This is a genomic window from Marinoscillum luteum (assembly GCF_044005705.1).
In the GTDB taxonomy this organism is placed as follows: Bacteria; Bacteroidota; Bacteroidia; order Cytophagales; family Cyclobacteriaceae; genus Marinoscillum; species Marinoscillum luteum.
The window spans coordinates 501029-521557 of record NZ_JBIPKE010000017.1; the positions used below are offsets into that span (position 1 = coordinate 501029).

At 46.7% G+C, this 20529-nt stretch carries 10 protein-coding genes; all 10 read right to left on the reverse strand.

What is annotated here, in order from left to right; translation table 11 throughout:
- Positions 1-24: 24 nt before the first annotated feature.
- The 10 genes from ACHKAR_RS13450 to gndA all read right to left on the reverse strand — a co-directional run bounded on the left by ACHKAR_RS13450 (position 25) and on the right by gndA (position 20492).
- Positions 25-1707: an ATP-binding protein gene (locus ACHKAR_RS13450; protein ID WP_395417861.1), complete on the reverse strand. Its 1683-nt coding sequence runs from the start codon at positions 1705-1707 to the stop codon at positions 25-27.
- A 172-nt stretch (positions 1708-1879) separates the two neighbouring features.
- Positions 1880-3913, reverse strand: coding sequence for a copper-translocating P-type ATPase (locus tag ACHKAR_RS13455; protein ID WP_395417793.1), 2034 nt, complete (start codon positions 3911-3913; stop codon positions 1880-1882).
- A gap of 22 nt (positions 3914-3935) precedes the next feature.
- Positions 3936-4418: a DUF3347 domain-containing protein gene (locus ACHKAR_RS13460; RefSeq protein ID WP_395417794.1), complete on the reverse strand. Its 483-nt coding sequence runs from the start codon at positions 4416-4418 to the stop codon at positions 3936-3938.
- Between the two features lie 50 nt (positions 4419-4468).
- Positions 4469-6223 (reverse strand): efflux RND transporter periplasmic adaptor subunit, encoded by a 1755-nt coding sequence (locus ACHKAR_RS13465; RefSeq protein WP_395417796.1) that lies wholly within the window; start codon positions 6221-6223, stop codon positions 4469-4471.
- A 12-nt stretch (positions 6224-6235) separates the two neighbouring features.
- Positions 6236-7468, reverse strand: coding sequence for a TolC family protein (locus ACHKAR_RS13470; protein ID WP_395417797.1), 1233 nt, complete (start codon positions 7466-7468; stop codon positions 6236-6238).
- A 127-nt stretch (positions 7469-7595) separates the two neighbouring features.
- Positions 7596-11474 carry an efflux RND transporter permease subunit gene (locus ACHKAR_RS13475; RefSeq protein ID WP_395417799.1) on the reverse strand — a complete coding sequence of 1293 codons (3879 nt, stop codon included), beginning with the start codon at positions 11472-11474 and terminating at the stop codon, positions 7596-7598.
- 113 nt (positions 11475-11587) lie between these two features.
- A complete protein-coding gene (locus ACHKAR_RS13480) occupies positions 11588-11998 on the reverse strand; it encodes an HYC_CC_PP family protein (RefSeq protein WP_395417800.1) in 411 nt (136 codons plus the stop codon).
- A gap of 169 nt (positions 11999-12167) precedes the next feature.
- Positions 12168-18404, reverse strand: coding sequence for a T9SS type A sorting domain-containing protein (locus tag ACHKAR_RS13485; RefSeq protein WP_395417801.1), 6237 nt, complete (start codon positions 18402-18404; stop codon positions 12168-12170).
- Positions 18405-18727: 323 nt separating this feature from the next.
- Positions 18728-18961 carry a hypothetical protein gene (locus ACHKAR_RS13490; RefSeq protein WP_395417802.1) on the reverse strand — a complete coding sequence of 78 codons (234 nt, stop codon included), beginning with the start codon at positions 18959-18961 and terminating at the stop codon, positions 18728-18730.
- 136 nt (positions 18962-19097) lie between these two features.
- A complete protein-coding gene (gene gndA / locus ACHKAR_RS13495) occupies positions 19098-20492 on the reverse strand; it encodes an NADP-dependent phosphogluconate dehydrogenase (RefSeq protein WP_395417803.1) in 1395 nt (464 codons plus the stop codon).
- Positions 20493-20529 lie beyond the last annotated feature (37 nt).

The window sequence follows — 20529 nt, forward strand, 5'->3', positions numbered from 1 at the left end:
GGCACAGCCCGGCTCCCCTTTGTTTTAGGAAAGATTGGAAGATATGGTGAAATAGAAGGTACTGCCGATTCCGGGCTCAGACTCAACCCAAAGCCTGCCTCCGTGCATCTCCGTGATCTTTTTGCAATTGGCCAGACCGATACCCTGCCCTTCGAATTTTGATTCGGTGGTAGCACGCTGGAATATGATAAATATCTTTTCGAATTGCTTTTCTTCAATACCAATCCCATTATCCTTTACAGAGAACTTCCAAAAACCCTCCACCAGATGGCCTTCAATGCTGATGACCGGCGCCACATCATCTTTTCTAAATTTTATGGCATTGGTTATGAGGTTTTGGAAGAGTTGGCGCATTTCCACAGGATAGACATTGAGATTGGGTAGCTCACCTACAGATATCCGGGCATCATGCGCCTGAATCAGGGAATTGAGATCTTCCAGAACGTCTTTGAGAGTTTGATTAAGATTGAGGGGCTCAAGAGTGGGGCTTTTACCCAGGAGGGAATAGTCCAATAGCCCATGAATTAGTGCCTGCATTCTTGCTGATGCTTTGTCAATAGAGTTGATGTACCTGAGCAACTCTTTGCTTAGCTCAGACTCGTGATCTTCCCTGATGATCTTGATGTAATTGGATATAGTGCGTACAGGCACTTTGAGGTCGTGTGATACGATGTAGGTGAATTCTTCAAGTTCTTTGTTTTTAGCATGCAGAACCTTCGCCTGTTCGGTTTTTTTGGCCTCTGTAAGATCCTGGGTGACCCTGCCAAACCCAATGTGATTGCCTTCTATATTGTAAATGGCCGTAATGGTCGTTTTCGCCCAAAAGCCCGATTTGTCCTTTCGCACAATCCATTCCTCATTAGTAGCTATGCCGTTTTCTTTGGCCACCTGAAGCTGTTTGTCAGCTTTTTTGGAAGCTTGATCTTCAGCACTGCTAAAGACCGCAACGTGATGCCCGATCATTTCCGTTCCTATGTACCCATGTATCCGCTCAGCACCACTGTTCCAGTTTTGGATTTTACCCTCTTTGTCAAGAAAAATAATGGCATAATCACTAATCTGATTGATCATTTTGAGCATGTTATCATGCATGGATTTGCTGGTATCAGCCTCCGCTAGTTTGGGGCGCAAAACGAGAAAGATCTCCAGGGCAATGAATACCAGGGTAATAATCAGTAGGGTCAGTTGGATTCTGGATAGTTTGTCAATTTTGTCATTGACCAGCTCATCCAGTTTGAAAGTGATCTGGTCCATATAACTCAGAAAGAGAGGTTCATTTTCACTTATGGTCTCCAGGTTCAAAGCGATGGCTGTGGAATCCTTCGATAGGTTTTGCGTCAGTAGCTGGCCAACTGCCAGGTCAATTTCATTGAACGATACTTCCAGCTCATCAAAAAGGAGTTTGAGTGCAGGGTAATCATTATTTCGATAGACTGCTTCCAACTCGTCATGCGACTGTTTCCAGGTTTCCCAGGCATCTTCTAGCTCCACCGCATAGGTATCAGATTGGAGACTATCATTGGTGATGCTTATGGCCAGACTCAGCTTGGTGATTTTTTGGCTCAGCATTCTCTGCCTACCTGACAGGTTGATCATTCTGGCAGACTTACTTTCCTGAATGATTTGCTGAAGGTAGACCTGACTCCCCAGAAGAATAATGATGAGGAGGGCCAGGAGGAAATAATACTTGGAATGATGAGATTTGATAGTCGTATAAGTTAGTGATGAGACTCTCGGTAAAAGTCAGCCTCCGTTGAACTTTTAATAACTCTTTGCTCTCAAAATAGAAATTATAACACTCAAAAGGTGCCTTGTTAGATTTTTTTTCGATGGAATTGTTTCTGGACCGGTTAAAAAACCTAAGACGGCAAGTCAATCCCTACTTCAGGCTAAACCTAAGGAGCTGAGCATTGGCGGCACAGATGATGGTACTAAGGCTCATGAGCGCAGCACCCACTGCAGGGTTGATCATAATGCCCTGATTGAATAAAATTCCTGCTGCTAATGGAATGGCTACCACATTGTATCCGGTGGCCCAGATAAGGTTCTGTACCATTTTCCGATGGGTGGCACGCCCAAACAGGATGAGATTGACAATATCCGCCGGACTACTATTGGTGAGTATGATGTCGGCGGTTTCAGCAGCCACATCTGTACCCGAGCCTACAGCTATCCCAATATTGGCTTTTGCCAGTGCGGGAGCGTCGTTTACCCCGTCGCCCGTCATGGCCACAAATGCGCCTTCACTTTGGAGTTTTTCTACCAATTCTGATTTTTGGTGGGGGAGTACCTGACTATAATATCCATCCAAACCGAGTTGGTCGGATACGGATTTGGCCGTTTGCTCATTGTCACCTGTGGCCATCAATACCTTGATTCCCTTATCCTTTAGTGTTTTGATAGCGGAAGCGCTTTCTTTTCTAATTTGATCAGCCAAAGCGATAAAACCTATCAGTTCTTCTCCTTTGAGTACAAATACGACGGTTTCCACAGCTTCTGTAAATGCATTTTCGGGGAGGTCTTTGCCTTGTTCTTTCAGATATCCTGGGCTCACAATGCTATAAAGATCCCCATTGATCTCCCCAGAGACACCTTTGCCTTTCTCAGCTTGAAAATTCTTTATTTCCGAAAGCTCCAGCTTTTCTTTTTTGGCCGCAGCTACTATGCCCCGAGCGATCGGGTGTTCAGAGTTTTGTTCAATGGCGGCAGCCATTTTCAGTAGGTCATTTTTTGAAATTCCACCTTTGAGGGTCGTTACCCGATTGACTCCAAAATTGCCCTCTGTCAGCGTGCCGGTCTTGTCGAAAACCACCGTAGAAATTTTCCGACTGTTCTCAAAAGCTGTTCGGTTGCGTATGAGCAGCCCATTTTTGGCTGATAAGGCAGTGGAAATCGATACTACTAATGGTATAGCCAGTCCCAGTGCATGCGGACAGGTGATGATCATCACAGTGACCATCCGCTCCAGTGCAAAATCCATGTTTTGACTGCTGAAGAATGCCCAGGCCACAAAGGTGATAACGCCAACACCCAGAGCGATGTACGCCAGCCAACCTGCTGCTTTGTCGGCCAGATTTTGAGTCTTCGATTTGGTTTGCTGGGCCTCTTCTACCAGCTTGATCACCTTATTGAGGTAGCTGTCAGCCCCGGAAGAGGTCACCTCTATTTTGAGGCTACCATCCCCATTGATGGCTCCACCTATCACCTCATCACCCTTGGACTTAGCCACTGGCTTGCTCTCCCCCGTCAGAGCGCTTTCGTTGAGTTCACTCTCACCTTCTATAATTTTTCCATCAGCTGGGGCTTTTTCTCCTGGCTTCACCAGTATGATGTCTCCCTTTTTTAGCGTGTCTATTTTTACGTCTGAGAGATTTTCTCCTTCTATCTTATGGGCCACTGAGGGCATCAGTGCTGCTAGCTTTTCTAAGGCCCGGGATGCGCCCATGATGGAGCGCATTTCCAGCCAGTGCCCAAGGAGCATGATGTCTATCAGGGTGACTAGCTCCCAATAGAATACTTTGCCATCCAAGCCAACAACTACAGCCGTACTGTAGATCCAGGCCACGGAAATGGCGATTCCGATCAATGTCATCATGCCTGGGCCTCCACTTGAGAGCTCATCTTTGAGCCCCTTGAGAAAAGGCCAGCCACCGTAAATGAAAATCACAGTGGCTAATCCTCCGGCAGCGTAGGACATTCCAGGAAAGGAGAGCTCCAACCCAAAAAAACCTTGAATCATCTGGGAAAACAGCAGTACCGGGACAGACAGAGCGGTATTAACGTAAAAACGCTTTTTGAAGTCGGTGATCATGTGGGCATGATGATCATGGTGATCCTCATGCCCATTACTTGATCTGTGATCAGGTTCTGAATGGTCGTGATGAGACGCTTGATGATGTTCGTGATTATTCATGGGCTTATGGGTTTAGTGGTTCTTAAAGTTTTTCAGTCACTCGCCCGCACTTCAGCATCATGTCGCCATAGTATGGGTTTCTGATTTCCTCTGAGAGGCTGAGCCAGCTACCGCCCTCACCGCCAAAGGCCATCGGACAGAACTGGACAAAAATCCCCTGACTGGTTCCCTTGGCTTTTAGCTCGGCTATGAGCTTGCTGGTGACTTCCTTGAACGCCTTTCGCTGGGCACTTAGGTCACCAGAAGCTGCAATTTGATTAGTCATGTCTATGATCTCTGAGTTCATTTTCTGATCCTTTAGAGAAACTGACAGGGTTTTGGCGGCGGCTTTGGCCAAATCCGCATTGGATTGCACCAGGGCATCTTTTAGCGCTACATAATCCGAAATCAGATCAGGTTGCGTTTGTTCAGAAGCCGTAACAGCACGGTCAGCTTCATTGTTTTTGGGTGAGGCGCAGGCCAGTAAAAAAGCTGATAGCAAAAGGGTGGTCATCATCGTTTTCATGTTCAATTTGATTTTTGGTTATACAATTGTTTGTTCCTAGTTAAGTATGATCAAAGTACTTCTTCTACATTCCCACAGGTGAGCATGGCTTCTCCGAAATAGGGGTTTCTAATATCCTGTTCCAAACTAAGCCAGATGGCGCCTTGGTTATTATCTGCCATCGGGCAAAACTGAACGTAGACTGATTCATTTGTCGGTTTAAATTCCCTGGTCAGCTCCAGTAGCGAACCAGAGAGGTGTATAAAGTGATTTCTGGCTTCTGCAATGCTTTGGGACTGTGCCATCAGATCAGCGGAAGTTGTAAGTGCCTTACTTTGACTCATCCAGAGCTGATAGTCTGACCCTTTGAATACGGACATATCTACATTGGAAATTTCCTTGATAAAGGCCTGTGCCATGGCCCTGGCTTCTGACAGGTTGTCTTCTACCAATGTGTTTTTGATCATGATATATTGAGCTAAAAGTGGCTTTAGATCGGTCATGACTTTTGCGGAATTGGGCTGCGAAACCGGGGAGTTGGTGGCAGGGATAGAGCCATGATGATGGCCCGACATACCAGCTCCACCTTCAGGACTCATCATGCTCGGTTTGCCGGCCAGCTGAGCCGCTGCATCTATGGAAAAAGCGCCATTAACCGCGATCTCTTCTCCCTCGCTCAGACCCTGCTCGATTACATAACTTTCTCCCAAAGAGGGCCCCAGAGTGACTTCACGCATCCTGAAACTAACGGCATCTTCGGTAGCATCTTTCACATAAACCACTGAACGCTTTCCGGTCCACATGACAGCTGATTTTGGAACAATCACGTTTGTTTCGTCACCGGGGAGTGAAGCTTCGATAACTCCTGAAGCGAACATTTCAGGCTTTAGCCTGAGGTCTGAGTTGTTTACCTCTACCCGGGCTTTGACTACTCGGCTTTTTGGGTCGATTACAGGATCCAGAAAGGAGATCTTGCCTGTAAATGTTTCTCCCGGGAATGATGCTACGGTAAAATTGATGTGATTCCCCTTTTTTACCCATTGCATGTCGGATTCATAGACATCAAAGAGCAACCAAACTTTGTCGAGCTTCGCGATTTCAAAAAGGATGTCTCCCATTTGAACATGATCACCTTGTGAGACATTTCTTTTCAATACATACCCTCCATGATGAGCGTTGATCTTCACCAGGGTGAGTGTCTGTTTTTTGGTTTCAATTTTTTCAATCTCAGTGGCGGAAATTTTCCAGTTTTCCAGTTTTTTTCTGGCACTCTGGTATAGTTGAGGGTCCGTTTCCTTATTCTGATAGGCCATTTGTAACTCCTGCTGCGCGGTAACGAGTTCTGGAGAGTATACCTCAGCGAGGAGTTGTCCCTTTTGGATGAGTTCACCTGTGAAGTTGACATAGAGTTTTTCGATTCGCCCGTGAAAGTGAGCAGGTATTTTACTCAGCAGCGACTCATTTACCTGAACTTTTCCATTGAGGCGTATGGATTTGGTAGGAGCGGTATTTCCCACCATGGCCGTTTGTACATTAGCCAGGGCCATTGCGGTGGGGGACATGCGTACGGCCATTGGGTCAGCCTGGTTTTCATCATCATTTGCCAAGGGGATTAAATCCATACCGCAGATCGGGCAGGCACCAGGCTCATTTTGTCTGATCTGGGGGTGCATAGAGCAGGTCCAGATTCCTTGATCATCTATGCTATGTTCATGGGCATCGGATATCGGAGCAGAGGATGAGGGTTTAATCATCCAACCAATGATCCCACCCACGATCAGGGTGAGAATAATTAGGAAATATTTATTTTGAAATATGTTTTTCATCGTTTTGGTGTTTTAGAGGCTACCTGCCAGGAGGTAGTTGATGTTTTCATTGATCACATGGAGTCTTGTCTCAGCTTTTACCTGTTTCATTTGATAGGTTAGGAGCTGCATTTGGATCCTCAAAAGCTCGTCCAGGTCCTGACCGGAGTTGCTAAAGGCGGTAAGCATGAGTTGCTGTATTTTCTCTGTTTCGATAGTTTGAATCCCGTAGAGGTGTATCAGTTCGTTTTCTCTTTGGGCTTCATAGATGAGCTGCTCATATTGTGAGGTCAGGTCATTTTGCGTAGCCATGATGGCCTGCTGGTACCCCTCTACCTGGAGTTGTGTTTCTTTGATGGCGGAGGTGTATTTTTTTCGGAAAATCGGAATACTCATGGATACCATAGGCATCAGTGCGTCTTTACCACTATCTGGCACACTCATGTCTGTACGCTCTGAGATCATCACATAGTCAATGCCAGCTCCGATTTTCGGTAGGGACTGTTTCTGAATAGCCAGGGCTTGTTTTTCCCGCGAGTCTATTCTCTTGCCATATTCCCTCACCATAGGGTGATTGCACCAGTTCACCTCTTGCGGAAGGGTGGTCAGAGTAGGCGCCAATACCTGGTCTACCTCAATGGTCGCAGTGTCCTCACGATTCAGGAGACGATTGAATCCCACGGTCAGTGGCTTTTCTCGCCCTTGCATTAGGTCAAGCTCTGTCTCCATCTCTTGGATGAAAACCCCCAGGCGAAGTACATCTGCCAGACTTATTTTTCCATTTTCGTATTGGGTGATGACCAGCTGTTTCCAGTCGTAGAGTACCCTTAGGTTTTTCTTTTGGATTACAATAAGCCTATCCAGTTCCACCAACGGAAAATAAGCTTTGGCCACCTCAAACTTGATCCGGTATTGTGCATTCAAAAATTGCTCATAGGTGGCTTCTGCCTGCAGGGCTGTTGCATCTCCCTGAGCTTTTAAGGTGCCAAACCATGGAAACATCTGCGTTAATGAAAGCCTGGCACGCTGTGGCCCCAATCTGGTTTCTACTGGCGATATAAAATAGCCAATGGAAATCGTAGGGTCTGGTAAGCTATTGACCTGATTCACTTTCGTCATGGCTGCTTCAAATTCCTTGTATTTTGCCTGAAGCGATGGATTCTGTGCTAACGCCTGTTGTTGATAGCTCTGGAGCGCCTGTGCTTGTATGTTCACAGGAAGCAGCGCGAAGAGATAGCATATTGAAATCACCAGGGCGATCCGCAAATGGTTCCTTTTGATTTGTATCGGTGGTTTAACTATTTGGCCAAGCCTTTTGCTCAAATAGCCCGATTGGTAAGGAATTGTTGAATATTTATGTAACTGTGACATTTCTTTAGTTTCTAAATGATCTCTATTTTGAGCCTCGTTTGATAACAGATTCTCTCCAAAAAGCCTGCAGCACTGGTACCACAAACATGGTCATGATCTGGATGGTCATCCCTCCGAAGGTGGGGATGGCCATAGGCACCATAATATCTGAGCCCTTTCCTGTAGAGGAAAGCACCGGGAGCAACGCGATAATGGCAACAGCGGCCGTCATCATCGCTGGCCGAACTCGCTTTTTTCCGGCGATCAATACCGCTTCTCTGACTTCATTTATTGTTTTGGGCTTGCGTTCTTCAAAAACCTGATGGATGTACGTGCCCATGATCACCCCATCGTCTGTGGCAATCCCAAACAGCGCGATAAAGCCCACCCAAACGGCTACACTCAGATTGATGGTATGCATCTGGAAGAGGTCACGCAGATTGGTGTCCGCAATGGAAAAGTTGAGGAACCAACCTTGTCCATATAGCCAGAGCATGATAAAGCCACCCGCAAAGGCCACAAATACTCCAGAGAAGTGGATGGAGGAGGCAATGACGGTTTTGAATTGAAAGTAGAGCAACAGAAAAATAACCAGAAGACTGATGGGGATCACAATGGAAAGCCTTTTGATCGCCCGCACCTGGTTTTCATAACTACCGGAGAATTTGTAACTGATGCCTGCCGGTACTTTCAACTCTCCCGTATCTATTTTTTCCTGAATGGCCGCCTGAGCCTGATTCACCACCTCCAGTTCTGCAAAGTCATTTCTTTTGTCAAATAATACATAACCTACCAAAAAGGTGTCTTCGCTTTTGATCATCTGCGGCCCACGGACATATTCAAAGTCTACGACTTGACTAAGCGGAATCTGTGTTCCCGCAGAGGTGGGGAGGAGAATTCGCCCCAGAGATTCGGGATCGTCCCGGAGTTCTCTGGGATACCTGACCCGCACCGGAAAGCGCTCGCGGCCCTCCACCGTGGAAGTGATTTTCATGCCTCCAATGGCCGTTTCTATCGTTTGCTGCACGTCTTCTATACTCAATCCATGCCGTGCGATTTGATCTCGGTTGATATTGAGATGGAGATATGGTTTCCCTACTATCCGATCCGCAAATACAGCTTCAGCTTTTACCGATGGCACTTCTTTGAGGATGGTCTCCAGTTGAAAGCCAAAATCTTGTATGGTGGATAGATCGGGTCCATATACCTTGATGCCCATAGGTGCTCGCATTCCTGTCTGCAGCATGATTAATCGAGTCTCTATTGGCTGCAGCTTGGGCGCAGATGTCACCCCAGGGATTTTGGTAACACTTACGATTTCATCCCAGATGTCGTCAGGAGATTTGATGTGTGTTCTCCAGTTTCTATAAAACTGACCATTGGAGTCTGGTATCAGTCGATCTTGAATGTTCGTCAGACCATGTCTGCCCGATGGCAAGTTTGCCGTCAGTTGAATGGTGTCTTGCCCATCAAATATCCAGGCTTTGTTTTTATCAAGTCTCCATGCTGAAGGTTGATCGGGTTTTGTCTGGTCATTGTTTAGGATAAAATTTCCTTTAGAGTCTACTTTAAACCTCATCCTGCGTCCATTTTCGTCTACCAGATATTCGGGTTTGTAGTTGATGATGTTTTCATACATAGACACCGGGGCAGGGTCAAGTGCTGATTCTGCCCGGCCGAGTTTACCCACAACCATATCCACTTCTGGTATTTGGCTTACCAGCATATCCAGTTGACCCACTACCCGACGGTTTTGCTCCAGACCGGCGTGCGGCATGGAGGTGGGCATGAGCAGATAGCTTCCTTCATTCAGAGCAGGCATAAATTCAGACCCGATTCCAGGGAAAGTATGTGCTACCGATTGATAGGGTTTTGAGTTTCTGACAGAATCTCCCACAAAACCGAAAACACGATCAAACCCGAGCCAGATGACTACTCCCAGGAGGATGGTGAAAACGGGAAGCAGCAAAAATTTTCCCTTGTTGACCAGACACCATTGCAGGATGGGCTCATAGAAATATACCACACCCATAAGGGCAGAGATAATCACCCCTATCAGTGCGACCACAAAGATGTAATTGATAATTATAGAAGTGCTGACTCCCAGGGGCATCCATTCTTCTGCCAGGAAAAAACTGGCAATAAACAGAGCCAATGCGAGGTTGATGTAGTCCGGGAACTTCTTGTAAGTTTCTGACCATTTCGGTTCCAAAATGTTATTGATACCGACGAGACATAGCACGAGTGGTAGCCACAGCTGAAAATAGGCGGCCAAAATCATTCCGGCGGCTATGAATGAGTAGTTCCAGATATTGCGTACCTTCTTTTGGTCATACCGGATGCCAAAGATGAAATAGGCCAATGTAGGCAGTACCACCAACCCCAGAGCAAAGGAGCCCATGAGGGCATATGTTTTGGTGAAGGCCAGTGGCTTGAAAAGCTTGCCTTCGGCTGATTCCATGGCAAATACCGGCACAAAACTCACAATGGTGGTGGCCAAAGCCGTGGTAATGGCCGAGGCAACTTCCACAGTGGCATCATAGATAACCTTGAGCAATTTCTTCCCAGTGGCACCATGATTTTCAGGTAGTTCCAGATGGCGGATGATGTTTTCTACGAAAACTATCCCTACGTCCACCATTACGCCTATGGCAATGGCAATGCCAGAGAGGGCTACCACATTGGCGTCCACTCCGGTATAGCGCATGAGTATGAAAGTCATCAATACTCCGACTGGAAGCAAACTGGAGATAATAATAGACGCTCGCAGATTCAGTAAAAGAATCAACACTACAATGATGCTGATCAATACCTCATGCGAAAGTGCTGTTTCCAGTGTGCCGATGGTTTCATGAATCAATTGGGTGCGGTCATAAAAAGGGACGATGGTGAGTTGACTTTCTGTGCCATCAGCCAGTGTTTTTTGAGGCAGCCCGGGAGCTATCTCCTTGATTTTTTCTTTGACCTTATTGATCACCTCCAGGGGGTTGGAGCCATATCTGGCCACTACTACTCCACCCACCACTTCAGCTCCACCTTTGTCCAAAAGTCCTCTGCGTGCAGCAGGCCCCAGTGAGACTACAGCTATGTCCTTGATTTGTATGGGTACATTATCCTGAACAGAGACCACTGCCTTTTCTATATCAGATACGCTTTTGATGTACCCAAGTCCACGCACCAGGTATTCAGCCTGGTTGATTTCTATGGTTTTGGCACCCACATCCCGATTGGATTTTTGCACGGCCTGCATGACCATGTGCAATGGGATGTTATAAGCTTTGAGAGCATCAGGGTTCACATCTATTTGATATTCTTGCACAAACCCTCCGATGGAGGCCACCTCCGAGACACCGGATACAGCGTTCAGCCCATATTTAACATAAAAGTCCTGAGCGGTACGGATTTCATGTAGATCCCATCCACCTGTAGGGTTTCCGTCCTTATCCCTACCTTCCAGGGTATACCAATAGACCTGACCAAGGGCTGTAGCATCTGGGCCCAGGGTAGGCTGCACCTGATCTGGAAGAAGTCCTGATGGTAGTGAGCTGAGTTTTTCAAGAATCCGGGACCGGGACCAATAGAACTCTATTTCTTCATCAAAGATGATGTTGATCATGGAAAAACCGAAAATGGAGGAACTACGAATGGATTTCACCCCAGGAATACCTAGTAAATAGGTGGTGAGCGGGTACGAAATCTGATCTTCAATGTCCTGAGGGGAACGTCCTGGCCATTGGGAAAAGACGATCTGCTGATTTTCCCCAATATCAGGTATGGCATCCACAGGCACCGGATCCTTTGGCAGTATGCCGGAGTCCCAGCTAAAGGGGGAAGTCACGATGCCCCATGCCACCAGTGTGATTAAAATGAGAACGGTGACCAAACGGTTCTCCAGAAAGTATTTGATAATTTTACTAAGCACGTCGATGATTTTTTGATGAATAATGTGGGCAGGGAGTCTTAACAGGAGTTAGACCCTATCCCATAGAAAATTCAAAGCCTAAGAGATTTCAGGCCAGTTCAGAATCAAAAAAATCAAATGCGAAATACCTGATTCAGGAGGAAGATTTCCTGATCTGGTAATGAGGGAGAAGTATCTAAAATGAAGGTTTGTCCAGCTGCAGGTACGACAACCACGTGATACAAGATGAAGGCAAAAGCAGCTGTCGTCATCAGATCACCTGCAGTCACAGATACGTCAGGTTTGAATTGATTGTCTGTTTCTGCGGTCACGTACTGATTGTCACAGCATTCTGATTCTGAAAAATGCATGCCCTCGGAGTGGGTATCCATGTCCATCATGCCCATACCACAGTCCAGATGCTCGTGGCCTAGCATCACTTCACTTTTCACAGCCATACCCATACAGAAGTGGGTGCCGTAAGTGAATCCTACATTGCTCAGGAGCAAAATAAGGGTAAGTGATATGGAAATAAGCTTTTTCAACACTTCAAATATACGGAATTAGGCCAAAAGGGATTTATAGAATTACATCTGAGTGTTATACAATTCCTTTATTGAAAGCAGCTCACAAAGCAGTCAGCCATAAATTGGTTGCGCCTTTCCGCTGAGGTTATTTCAAAATTTACGAACGGATCACGTGAGCCATAAGTGCCTACCGAATATATACTTTCAGGGTTTTATCAAAGTCCGGGGATAGCATTTTCATGATGTAAAGTCCGGAAGGAAAGCCCTGAATGTCTAGTTTTAAAATGTGATTTGCACTTACTTCTGAGACCACTTTCTCCATCATTACTTGTCCCTGCTGATTGTAGATCACCAGCATGATGTCATGAGCATAACTGGTATTGGAAACCAAATGAATGAAATCTGTTGCCGGGTTTGGGAAGATATTGAAATCCCATTGGTCGTTGGTTATACGCACCGAAATGATCGGACTCAGCGCAAAAGCTCCATCATAGTCCACCTGCCGCAGCTGGTAGTAGCTCACCCCGGGAGTGGGTGACTGATCCACAAGGGAATATTCCTGAAGGGTGGATGAATTTCCTGTGCCCTGTACTTTTGCAATAGGTGTAAAGCTTTGACCATCACTGGATTTAAGTACTTCGAAATAGTCGTTATCCCGCTCAGTGGCTGTTGCCCATTCCAAAATGGCATTTGATCCTTGTTGTTGTCCTTTAAAACTGATGAGTTCAACGGGTAGGGGGACACTATTGCCCGAGATAGCCCACGGAGAAAATTCTGTCACACCAGGCACGGTCACGGAAGTGGCACCTGAGGTTTGACCAGCTTTTGGAGCTTCCCAGTCGCCATTCCATCGCTGGGCCAACAGGTCAGAGATGGTTCCCACTTCCGCAGCTGAGGCATTGAAGGTGATGTCTGCGTTTGGGCTGGTTGCTCCTGTTAGATTGATCAGGTAGAAGCGATCTACTGTGTTTTCGCTGTTGTCAGTACCTCCGTCGGTATTCACATGATCTACTCCTGGAGGCAGGGGCAGGTTGCCGCTGCTGGTGGGATAGGTGGCCAGCGAAACTACTCCGGCATCTCCACTATTAAGGTCAAAGACAAATGGAATGTAATCACCAGATGCATTTCCGAAAGGAAAATTGTACGTTGCCACGTTGTTGCTGATTGTCCAGGCCATTACACTGCTGAATGAAGTGTTTTCGCTCAGAACATAGCCATTGGTGCGAGATACTGCGGTGGATAGTGTATTGGAGACAGATAGTGTATTTCCGTTAAGGTTCAATGGGCCATTGGTCAGAATGAGGTCTCCTGCTATTTCTGCATCCACCGTCATTTGTACATCATTTGCTGATTTGTCTATTTCCAACCCATCAAAAATGGTAGTGGCTGTACCTCCTAGTATGGATGCTCCCGAGCCTTCAAATTTCACAAGCTGGTCAATAAGGCTTACTAAAGTGCCGTTGTTGGTAAAATCGGCTGTAATGTTAACATCAGCTAGCACATCCATGGTGGTTCCCGTGGCGAAGATTAGGTTGTTGAAGTTATTGGCCCCTGATCCATTGATGGCATCCGTGCCGCCAGAGCTATCAAATGTGACTGTAGAGGTTTCTCCATTGAAAGTACCATTATTTGTCCATGAGCCGGATACTGCATGGCTGAGTGTTCCACCATTGAGTTGCGCACCCGACTTAATGAGCAAATCCTGGGCGATGGTCCAGTTGGTTAGTGGAGAAAGGCCCGCTGCATGACTATTGGAGACCGTTACCGACTCAAACATCGGATTACTGTCTGTAAGGGTGATGAGACCTGTACCACCAAACTCCACCTCCTTGGTGGTAGTGAAATTTGTCCCAAGGTTTATGTTCACCGGGCTGGACGGGTTAAAGGTGAGTTTTCCATCGCTTGACACGGTACCATTGTTAGTGAAATTTCCATAAAAAGTATGGTCTAATGGCCCCCCATCCCAGCTAGCTGCTGCTGCCACGTTCATCTCCACCACAACAGTCCAGGGTTGTGAGGCCACAATTGGAGCGGTATTATTAATATTGACTGTAGCAAATTGCGGAGAGGAGGTAGAATTAAAAACCTGAGGGAATGAACCATTAAAATTGATAATCCCTGTAGATGAAGAGGTTATAGCACTTAATAAGCGAAGGGTTTGTGTTTGTGTACCCGCAAAAGTGACAGTTCCGTCAGATATCACAATACCCGAATTGGTAAAATCACCATACGAAACAATTGGAATAACCCCAGCGTCAAAATCTCCGGTGGAGGAAACCTCCAGGTTACCATTAATAGTGGCGCTGCCACTTGCCAGATCATAGCTGCCGTTTACCACTATGTCATCATAGGTAATGTCCCCATCAATGGTATTCCCGGTTCCATTGAGAATCAAGGTGCCTCCGGAAGCATTGAAGGTTCCATCCATTACAAAATCGCCACCCAGCGTGAGGGTAGTTGAGGGGGCGGTTAGCGTACTTCCACTGCTCACAGTCAGAGTGCCTGACACACTCGTGGGGCCTACCATTATTTTGGCGTTGCTGCCTCCGCCGGTGATGGTGAGGTTACCGTAGGATACTGGTGGAATAATGCGACTGGAAGTTGTATAAAACTCTATAGTGCTCGTGGGGTCCGTGATCAGATTGGAAAAATTATTGATCTGGAGGCTGGTTCCTCCAAATCTGGCTGATGCTCCAGCTCCCAGAGATACGGTGCCGCCTTCTGTGCTTCGGCTTACATCGTAGGTAGATACCTCCACCGTACCATTTTGAATGCTTACGTCTCCATTGATGATGAGGTCGTCAAGCAAGGTGAGTGTTCCACTCGCTTTATTTACACTCAAGTCATTGAAAGTAGTGGCGACCACAGACTGAGCTCCGGAGCCATTGAAATTTACCGTGCCGGATCCAGGCACAAAAGAGCCGGAAAGCACCCAGTTTCCGCCCAGGTTGATGGTACTGGATGCCGGCACGTTGAGGATGGTGCCTACCCCGATATCAATATTCCCTAAAACACTTAGAGTGCCTTCCAGGTCTAAATGGCTTGCGTCCGTTAGTGTGAGGTTATTGTTGACAGTTACAGCCGTACTTATGGTGGCAGTTCCGGACGGTTTATCAATGACAAGGTCATTGTAGGTCACTCCACCCATTTCCTGAAAGCCTGATCCACTGAAAGTGACTGTAGAAGTGCCTGGGGTGAATGTGCCACTTACGTAATTGAAATCTCCGTCTATGTTGATGTTCCCTGCATCCGTGAAGGTGATATTGGCCTCAGATTGAGTGAGGGAACCGCTAATGTTAACTGTTCCGGTGCTGATGTTCAGATCTATTTCTCTATTGGCGATCCCATTGCTGAGGACGATATCACTCAGCGTGGTGAGTGTTTGCGCACCTACATTGATGGTGTGATTGGCATCTATGCTCCAGATGCCGTCTATATTCCCCTGCACAATGAGTGTACCTCCAGCGGCCATGGTGAGCGTACCAGGAGTGGTAGAATTGAAGTAAATTTTTTTGATGTTTTCTGACGTGCTGATGGTGGGTTGGTTGGTAAATATCAGGTCTCCAATATGAACGACATCCTGAATGCCTGGGATGCCTGATGGTGTCCAGTTGTCTGCGGTAGACCAAGAGGTGTCTACTGATCCATCCCAGCTGTAAATGACCAATCCCTCAGAAATAGTCCATTTGTTGAGCAGGTCTGTGAGCCCCGACTTGGCTACCCAGTTGTCGGTATTGTCAAAAGTGGTATTCAGATTGGTAGCATCCACCCAAGTGGCTGTACCTCCATCATTCCAAAAAGTCATCGCTCCTTCCACATTGCCGTTCAGCTCGGCCTGTTCATAGTGCAGGCTCAAAGTAGCGTTGTATGTGGTACTGCCGGTTACGCTGATATCATAGGTTCTATTGATGCTGGCTGCTGAAGCAAAGGTGCTGTTGGGGCCAATGGTGGAGGTCATGGTGATGGAGGTGATAGAACCCGTGATGGAGCTGAAGTTGATAAAACTATGAGGCCCTTCAAACGCATAATCAGTGGACGTGGCATAGGTAAGGTTACGCGTGATTGTTCCGGTGACCAGGCCAGCTCCTGTACGGTTGCCAGTCAGGGTGACCGAATTGGCTCCTGTGAGGATATCACCAGAGGTCATGGTAAGGTTCACGGCGTTGATACTATTATTTAAAGTAATTACGCTGTTGTTCGTTTTGTTGACAGTGAGATCGTTAAAGGTGGTTGCTCCGGTAAGCTGTGAGTCATTGCTTCCATTGAGCGTAATGGTGGAGGTGTTCGCCGTAAAAGTACCGTTGTTGGTCCAGTTTCCACCTATGGAATGTGTAAATGCCCCAGCTTCAAATGTGGTACTGCCACCAAGTGTAAAATCACCATTAATAGTAAGAGCGCTTGAAGGGGTTTTAGTGTTTCCACCTGAAAGGATCAGGTTGTGAAAGGTGGGGAAAACAGTGGATTGGGCTATAGAACCATTATACTCGATGGTGTTGGGTACGTTGGTGGCAGCGTCAAAGGTGCCGCCAGCATCCAGAGTGGTGGTACCTGCAATCCCCAGGACGGAGTTACTTCCCATCTCCAGACTCCCGGTAGTGGTGATGAGCAGGTCATAAATATTGGCAGTACCTGAGAAGGTGGATGTGCCATTGAAGGTGACCTGGCCAGCTGTGGCTGTAAATGAACCAGGAACAGTCAAATTAGATGAAATGAGCAGATCTCTTGCGGTGGATAGAGAGCCTGTTACTTCTACTCCGGCAAGCTGAATAGTAGAACTACCTGAAATGGTTTTTCCTGTGCCGGAAAATGTAATATTCCCAGCAGATGCGGAAAGAGGACCATTGACGGTGAGGTCTCCGGCCAGAGTAAGAGTACTCGTGGTAGATATGCTACCGGTGCTAATGATGAGGTTGTTGAGGGTGATATTGGATCCGGATATGGTTTTGGAAGTGCCGGTGGTGGTGATATTGCCTGTGCCACCAGCAGTATGTACAAAGCTCCCTCCATTGACAGTTGAAAAATTACCGCAAAGGGATAAAGAGGAGTTTTGATGAAGGACTGTTCCACTACCATTAATGACCAGGTTGCCAAAATTATTGGTACCACTGCCGCTCATTGTTGCCGATGCTCCATTGAAATTTAATGTCCCGCCACATCCATTAAAGGTGCCATTATTGGTCCAGTTGCCGCTGAGGCTATGAGTAAATGTAGAGCCTTCAAAGGTGCTGGAGGCACTCAGGCTTACATTCCCCGCTATGGTCATAGTGTTTAATGCCGTGAAACCCAAAGTGCCTGCTGATGCAGAAGCGGTGAAGTTTCCGGCTATGTTAAGGGTAGTGCCCGGAAGAGTTTTGACTACTGAGCCACTAGAACTACTTAAGGTCAGGTTTCCGTAGGCTTCGCTTGTGACAGTCTGATTGGCTCCATAGTATTCTACGGTGCTGGTGGTTGCCAGCGTATGTGAGCCATAATTTGCAGGAAAAGTATTAGTACCACCTATTTTCAGGGAGGCACCCCCGGCGATGACCAGACTACCCCCTGCGGAGTTTCTGTCAGCACTGAATGTGGAAACATCCAATGTACCTCCGTTGATAAGGAGATCGTTCTGAATAGTGGTATTTCCGGAAAGTGTTTTGGTCATGCCCCCGCTAATCTGCAAAATCCGGTAGCTGATGCTGTTGTCGATGGTCTGATTGACTGATGAAGAAGCATAATCAATCAATGATGTGCTTTTGGAGGGGTCAGTACCTCCGCTGTGGGTATAGTTGGTTCCAAATGTACTGGCCATTACTTTTAGAGTACCACCTGCTCTTATGTTAATCGACCCGGTGCCACTTACTGTATAGTTTTCGGTTGGATTAAAGGTTCCACTCAAGTCAATGAATGAGGAATTGATCATGTTTTGAGCCAGTGTGACCGAACTGCCGGCGTTGATGTACAGTTTTTCAAAATTGGTTACTGTAGTACCACCGATGGTCTGTGTGGTGCCGGCAAAATAGATTCTTCTGTTGGATCCGGTGGCGGTGTAGCTCCCGGAGTTGGTCCAATCGCCAACAATACTTAATCGGCCTCCATCGTCTTCGATGGTGCCATTGGCACCGATGATCAGATTCCCACTAATATCAAAACCGTCTTTAATGGTCAGTGTGCAGGTCTTCATCCCATTTCCAACAGTGAGGGACTTACAAGCTCCTGTACCTTTACCCTTGGCCACGGTTGGCTGATTGAGCCCAATGAAGTTCGCGTCTCCGATGATAACGTCGGTGGTTTCGTCAGGCACACCATTTGTCCAATTGGTTGATGTCCTCCACTTGGTATCTGTGAGTCCCGTCCAGGAAGTTGACTGACTAAGCCCCAAAAATGGGATTAGGCACAGGGTCACCAGAGTGAAATATTGAACCGGGTAATGAAATGAGAATCTCATAATAGAGTCTGTTTAGCTTCTTTTTATCCCCAATGAGGCAGGTTTCAAATGCCTCAAGGTGGAGTTTAGGCATGACGACTCTATATGTTGACCAGAATAGAGAGGATCACTGCACAAGTTGTACGTTCATGATTTTAGCAGTTAGTTATTATAATAGCGTTAACTAATATAAAAATAAAAAACTTCAAAGCCATTTTTCTGATGACCTTTCTTGAGCAGATGATCTAATGATTGAGACCTCAAAGCTAGCTAAAGGATAGATTGAATATTACGGTATAAAACGCAGGAATGTGGTTTAGGTGATTTACCTATAATGGAGTGGGTTACTCGAGTACCAGGTGATTAACACTGACCTTGCAGTACTCGGTATGATTCTGATCATTCAATCGCTCTACAATGACTACTTCATCGTCGGGGAGTAGGTACATGCTCTCATGATAAAATTTGATAAGATCCATGATCTGATAGTAGGTGGCCTGGGAGAGCCTGTACCTTGAATGGTCGAAGCGATCTGTAGCTTCGTAAGGATATGCTGGGGTGGTTTTTTCAGGGCTCATACCTAGGGTGTTTGGTGGGTATAAGATCCGAAAGGCAGAACTGATTTCCTATGAGGAGAATCAGATAGGCCTATGATAAAACTATAGAAGTCTGAAAATCCTTGCGCGACCGGTACCCGGTCGCGCAAGGATTACATTACCATTCAGTATGGAAAATTCCTTCACGGTCTGTGCGTTCATAGGTATGCGAACCAAAATGGTCTCGCTGTGCCTGAATGAGGTTTAATGGCAGATTTCCTGAGCGGAAAGCATCAAAATAACTCACTGCGGATGCCAGCCCGGCCACCGGTATGCCACTGCCCACTGCAAATTGCACCACGATTCTGGCATCACCTTCAATCGTTTTGAGGGTTTTCACAAAATTGTCGTCCAGCATCAGATTTGCCAGGTTAGGGTTTTTATCAAATGCCTTTCTGATATCCTCCAGCAGGGTAGCTCTAATGATACAGCCACCTCTCCATATCTTGGCGATGGTCTCCAGATTGAGTCCGTAGTTGTACTCTTTAGAGGCCGCGGCCAGCTGAGACATCCCCTGAGCATAGGTCACGATGTAAGCAAATTGCAGCGCATGCTCCAGCGTTTGAGCATCTGGTTTGTCATTGCCAAGCGAGGGGGTATGATATACCGCATCCGCATCCACGCGCTGATCTTTCAGGGCTGAGATGGCTCGCATGGTTACAGCTGCATCCACCGTGGGGATAGGAATCCCCAGGTCCATGGCATTTTGAGAGGTCCATTTGCCAGTGCCTTTCTGTTTGGCTTTGTCCAGGATCATGTCCACCAGGTCTTTGCCGGTAAGGTCATCTTTCTTTTTGAAAATTTCAGCGGTGATCTCCACCAGAAATGACTGCAGCTCCCCACGATTCCATTCATCAAAAAGATGAGCAAGCTTTTCATTAGAGTAACCAATTCCTTTTTTGGCCACATCGTATATTTCCGAGATCAGCTGCATCAGGCCGTATTCTATGCCATTGTGAACCATTTTCACATAGTTGCCCGCTGATCCACGGCCCATATACTCTACACAAGGTTCGTCGTTTACCTTGGCAGATGCCGCTTCAAAAATGGTGCGTACATGCTCGTAGGCTTCTTTATTGCCACCTGGCATGATACTAGGGCCGCGGCGGGCTCCTTTGGCTCCACCGGATACTCCGGCGCCAAAAAAATGGATGCCTTTCTCTTCCAGATAGGTAATCCTTCGTTCTGTGTCTTCAAAGTATGAGTTTCCCCCGTCGATAATGATGTCTCCTTTTTCAAGATTGGGGAGCAACGTTTCGATGACAGAATCTACTGGCTTTCCGGCAGGTACCAGGAGCATGATTTTCCTTGGAGTCTTGAGTGCACCCAAAAACGTAACAGAATCAGTAGAACCATTGACATTCACGTGAGCTCCTTCTGCCTTTAGCGCATTCACTTTTTCATCATCTGTGTCCAGACCCATGGAAGAAAATCCATGATCCGCCACATTCAGAATAAAATTTCTCCCCATTACGCCTAAACCTACTAGCCCAAAGTCATATTGATCTGCCATTGTGTTATTATTTTTTATTTTCGTAAAATTTCAAAAT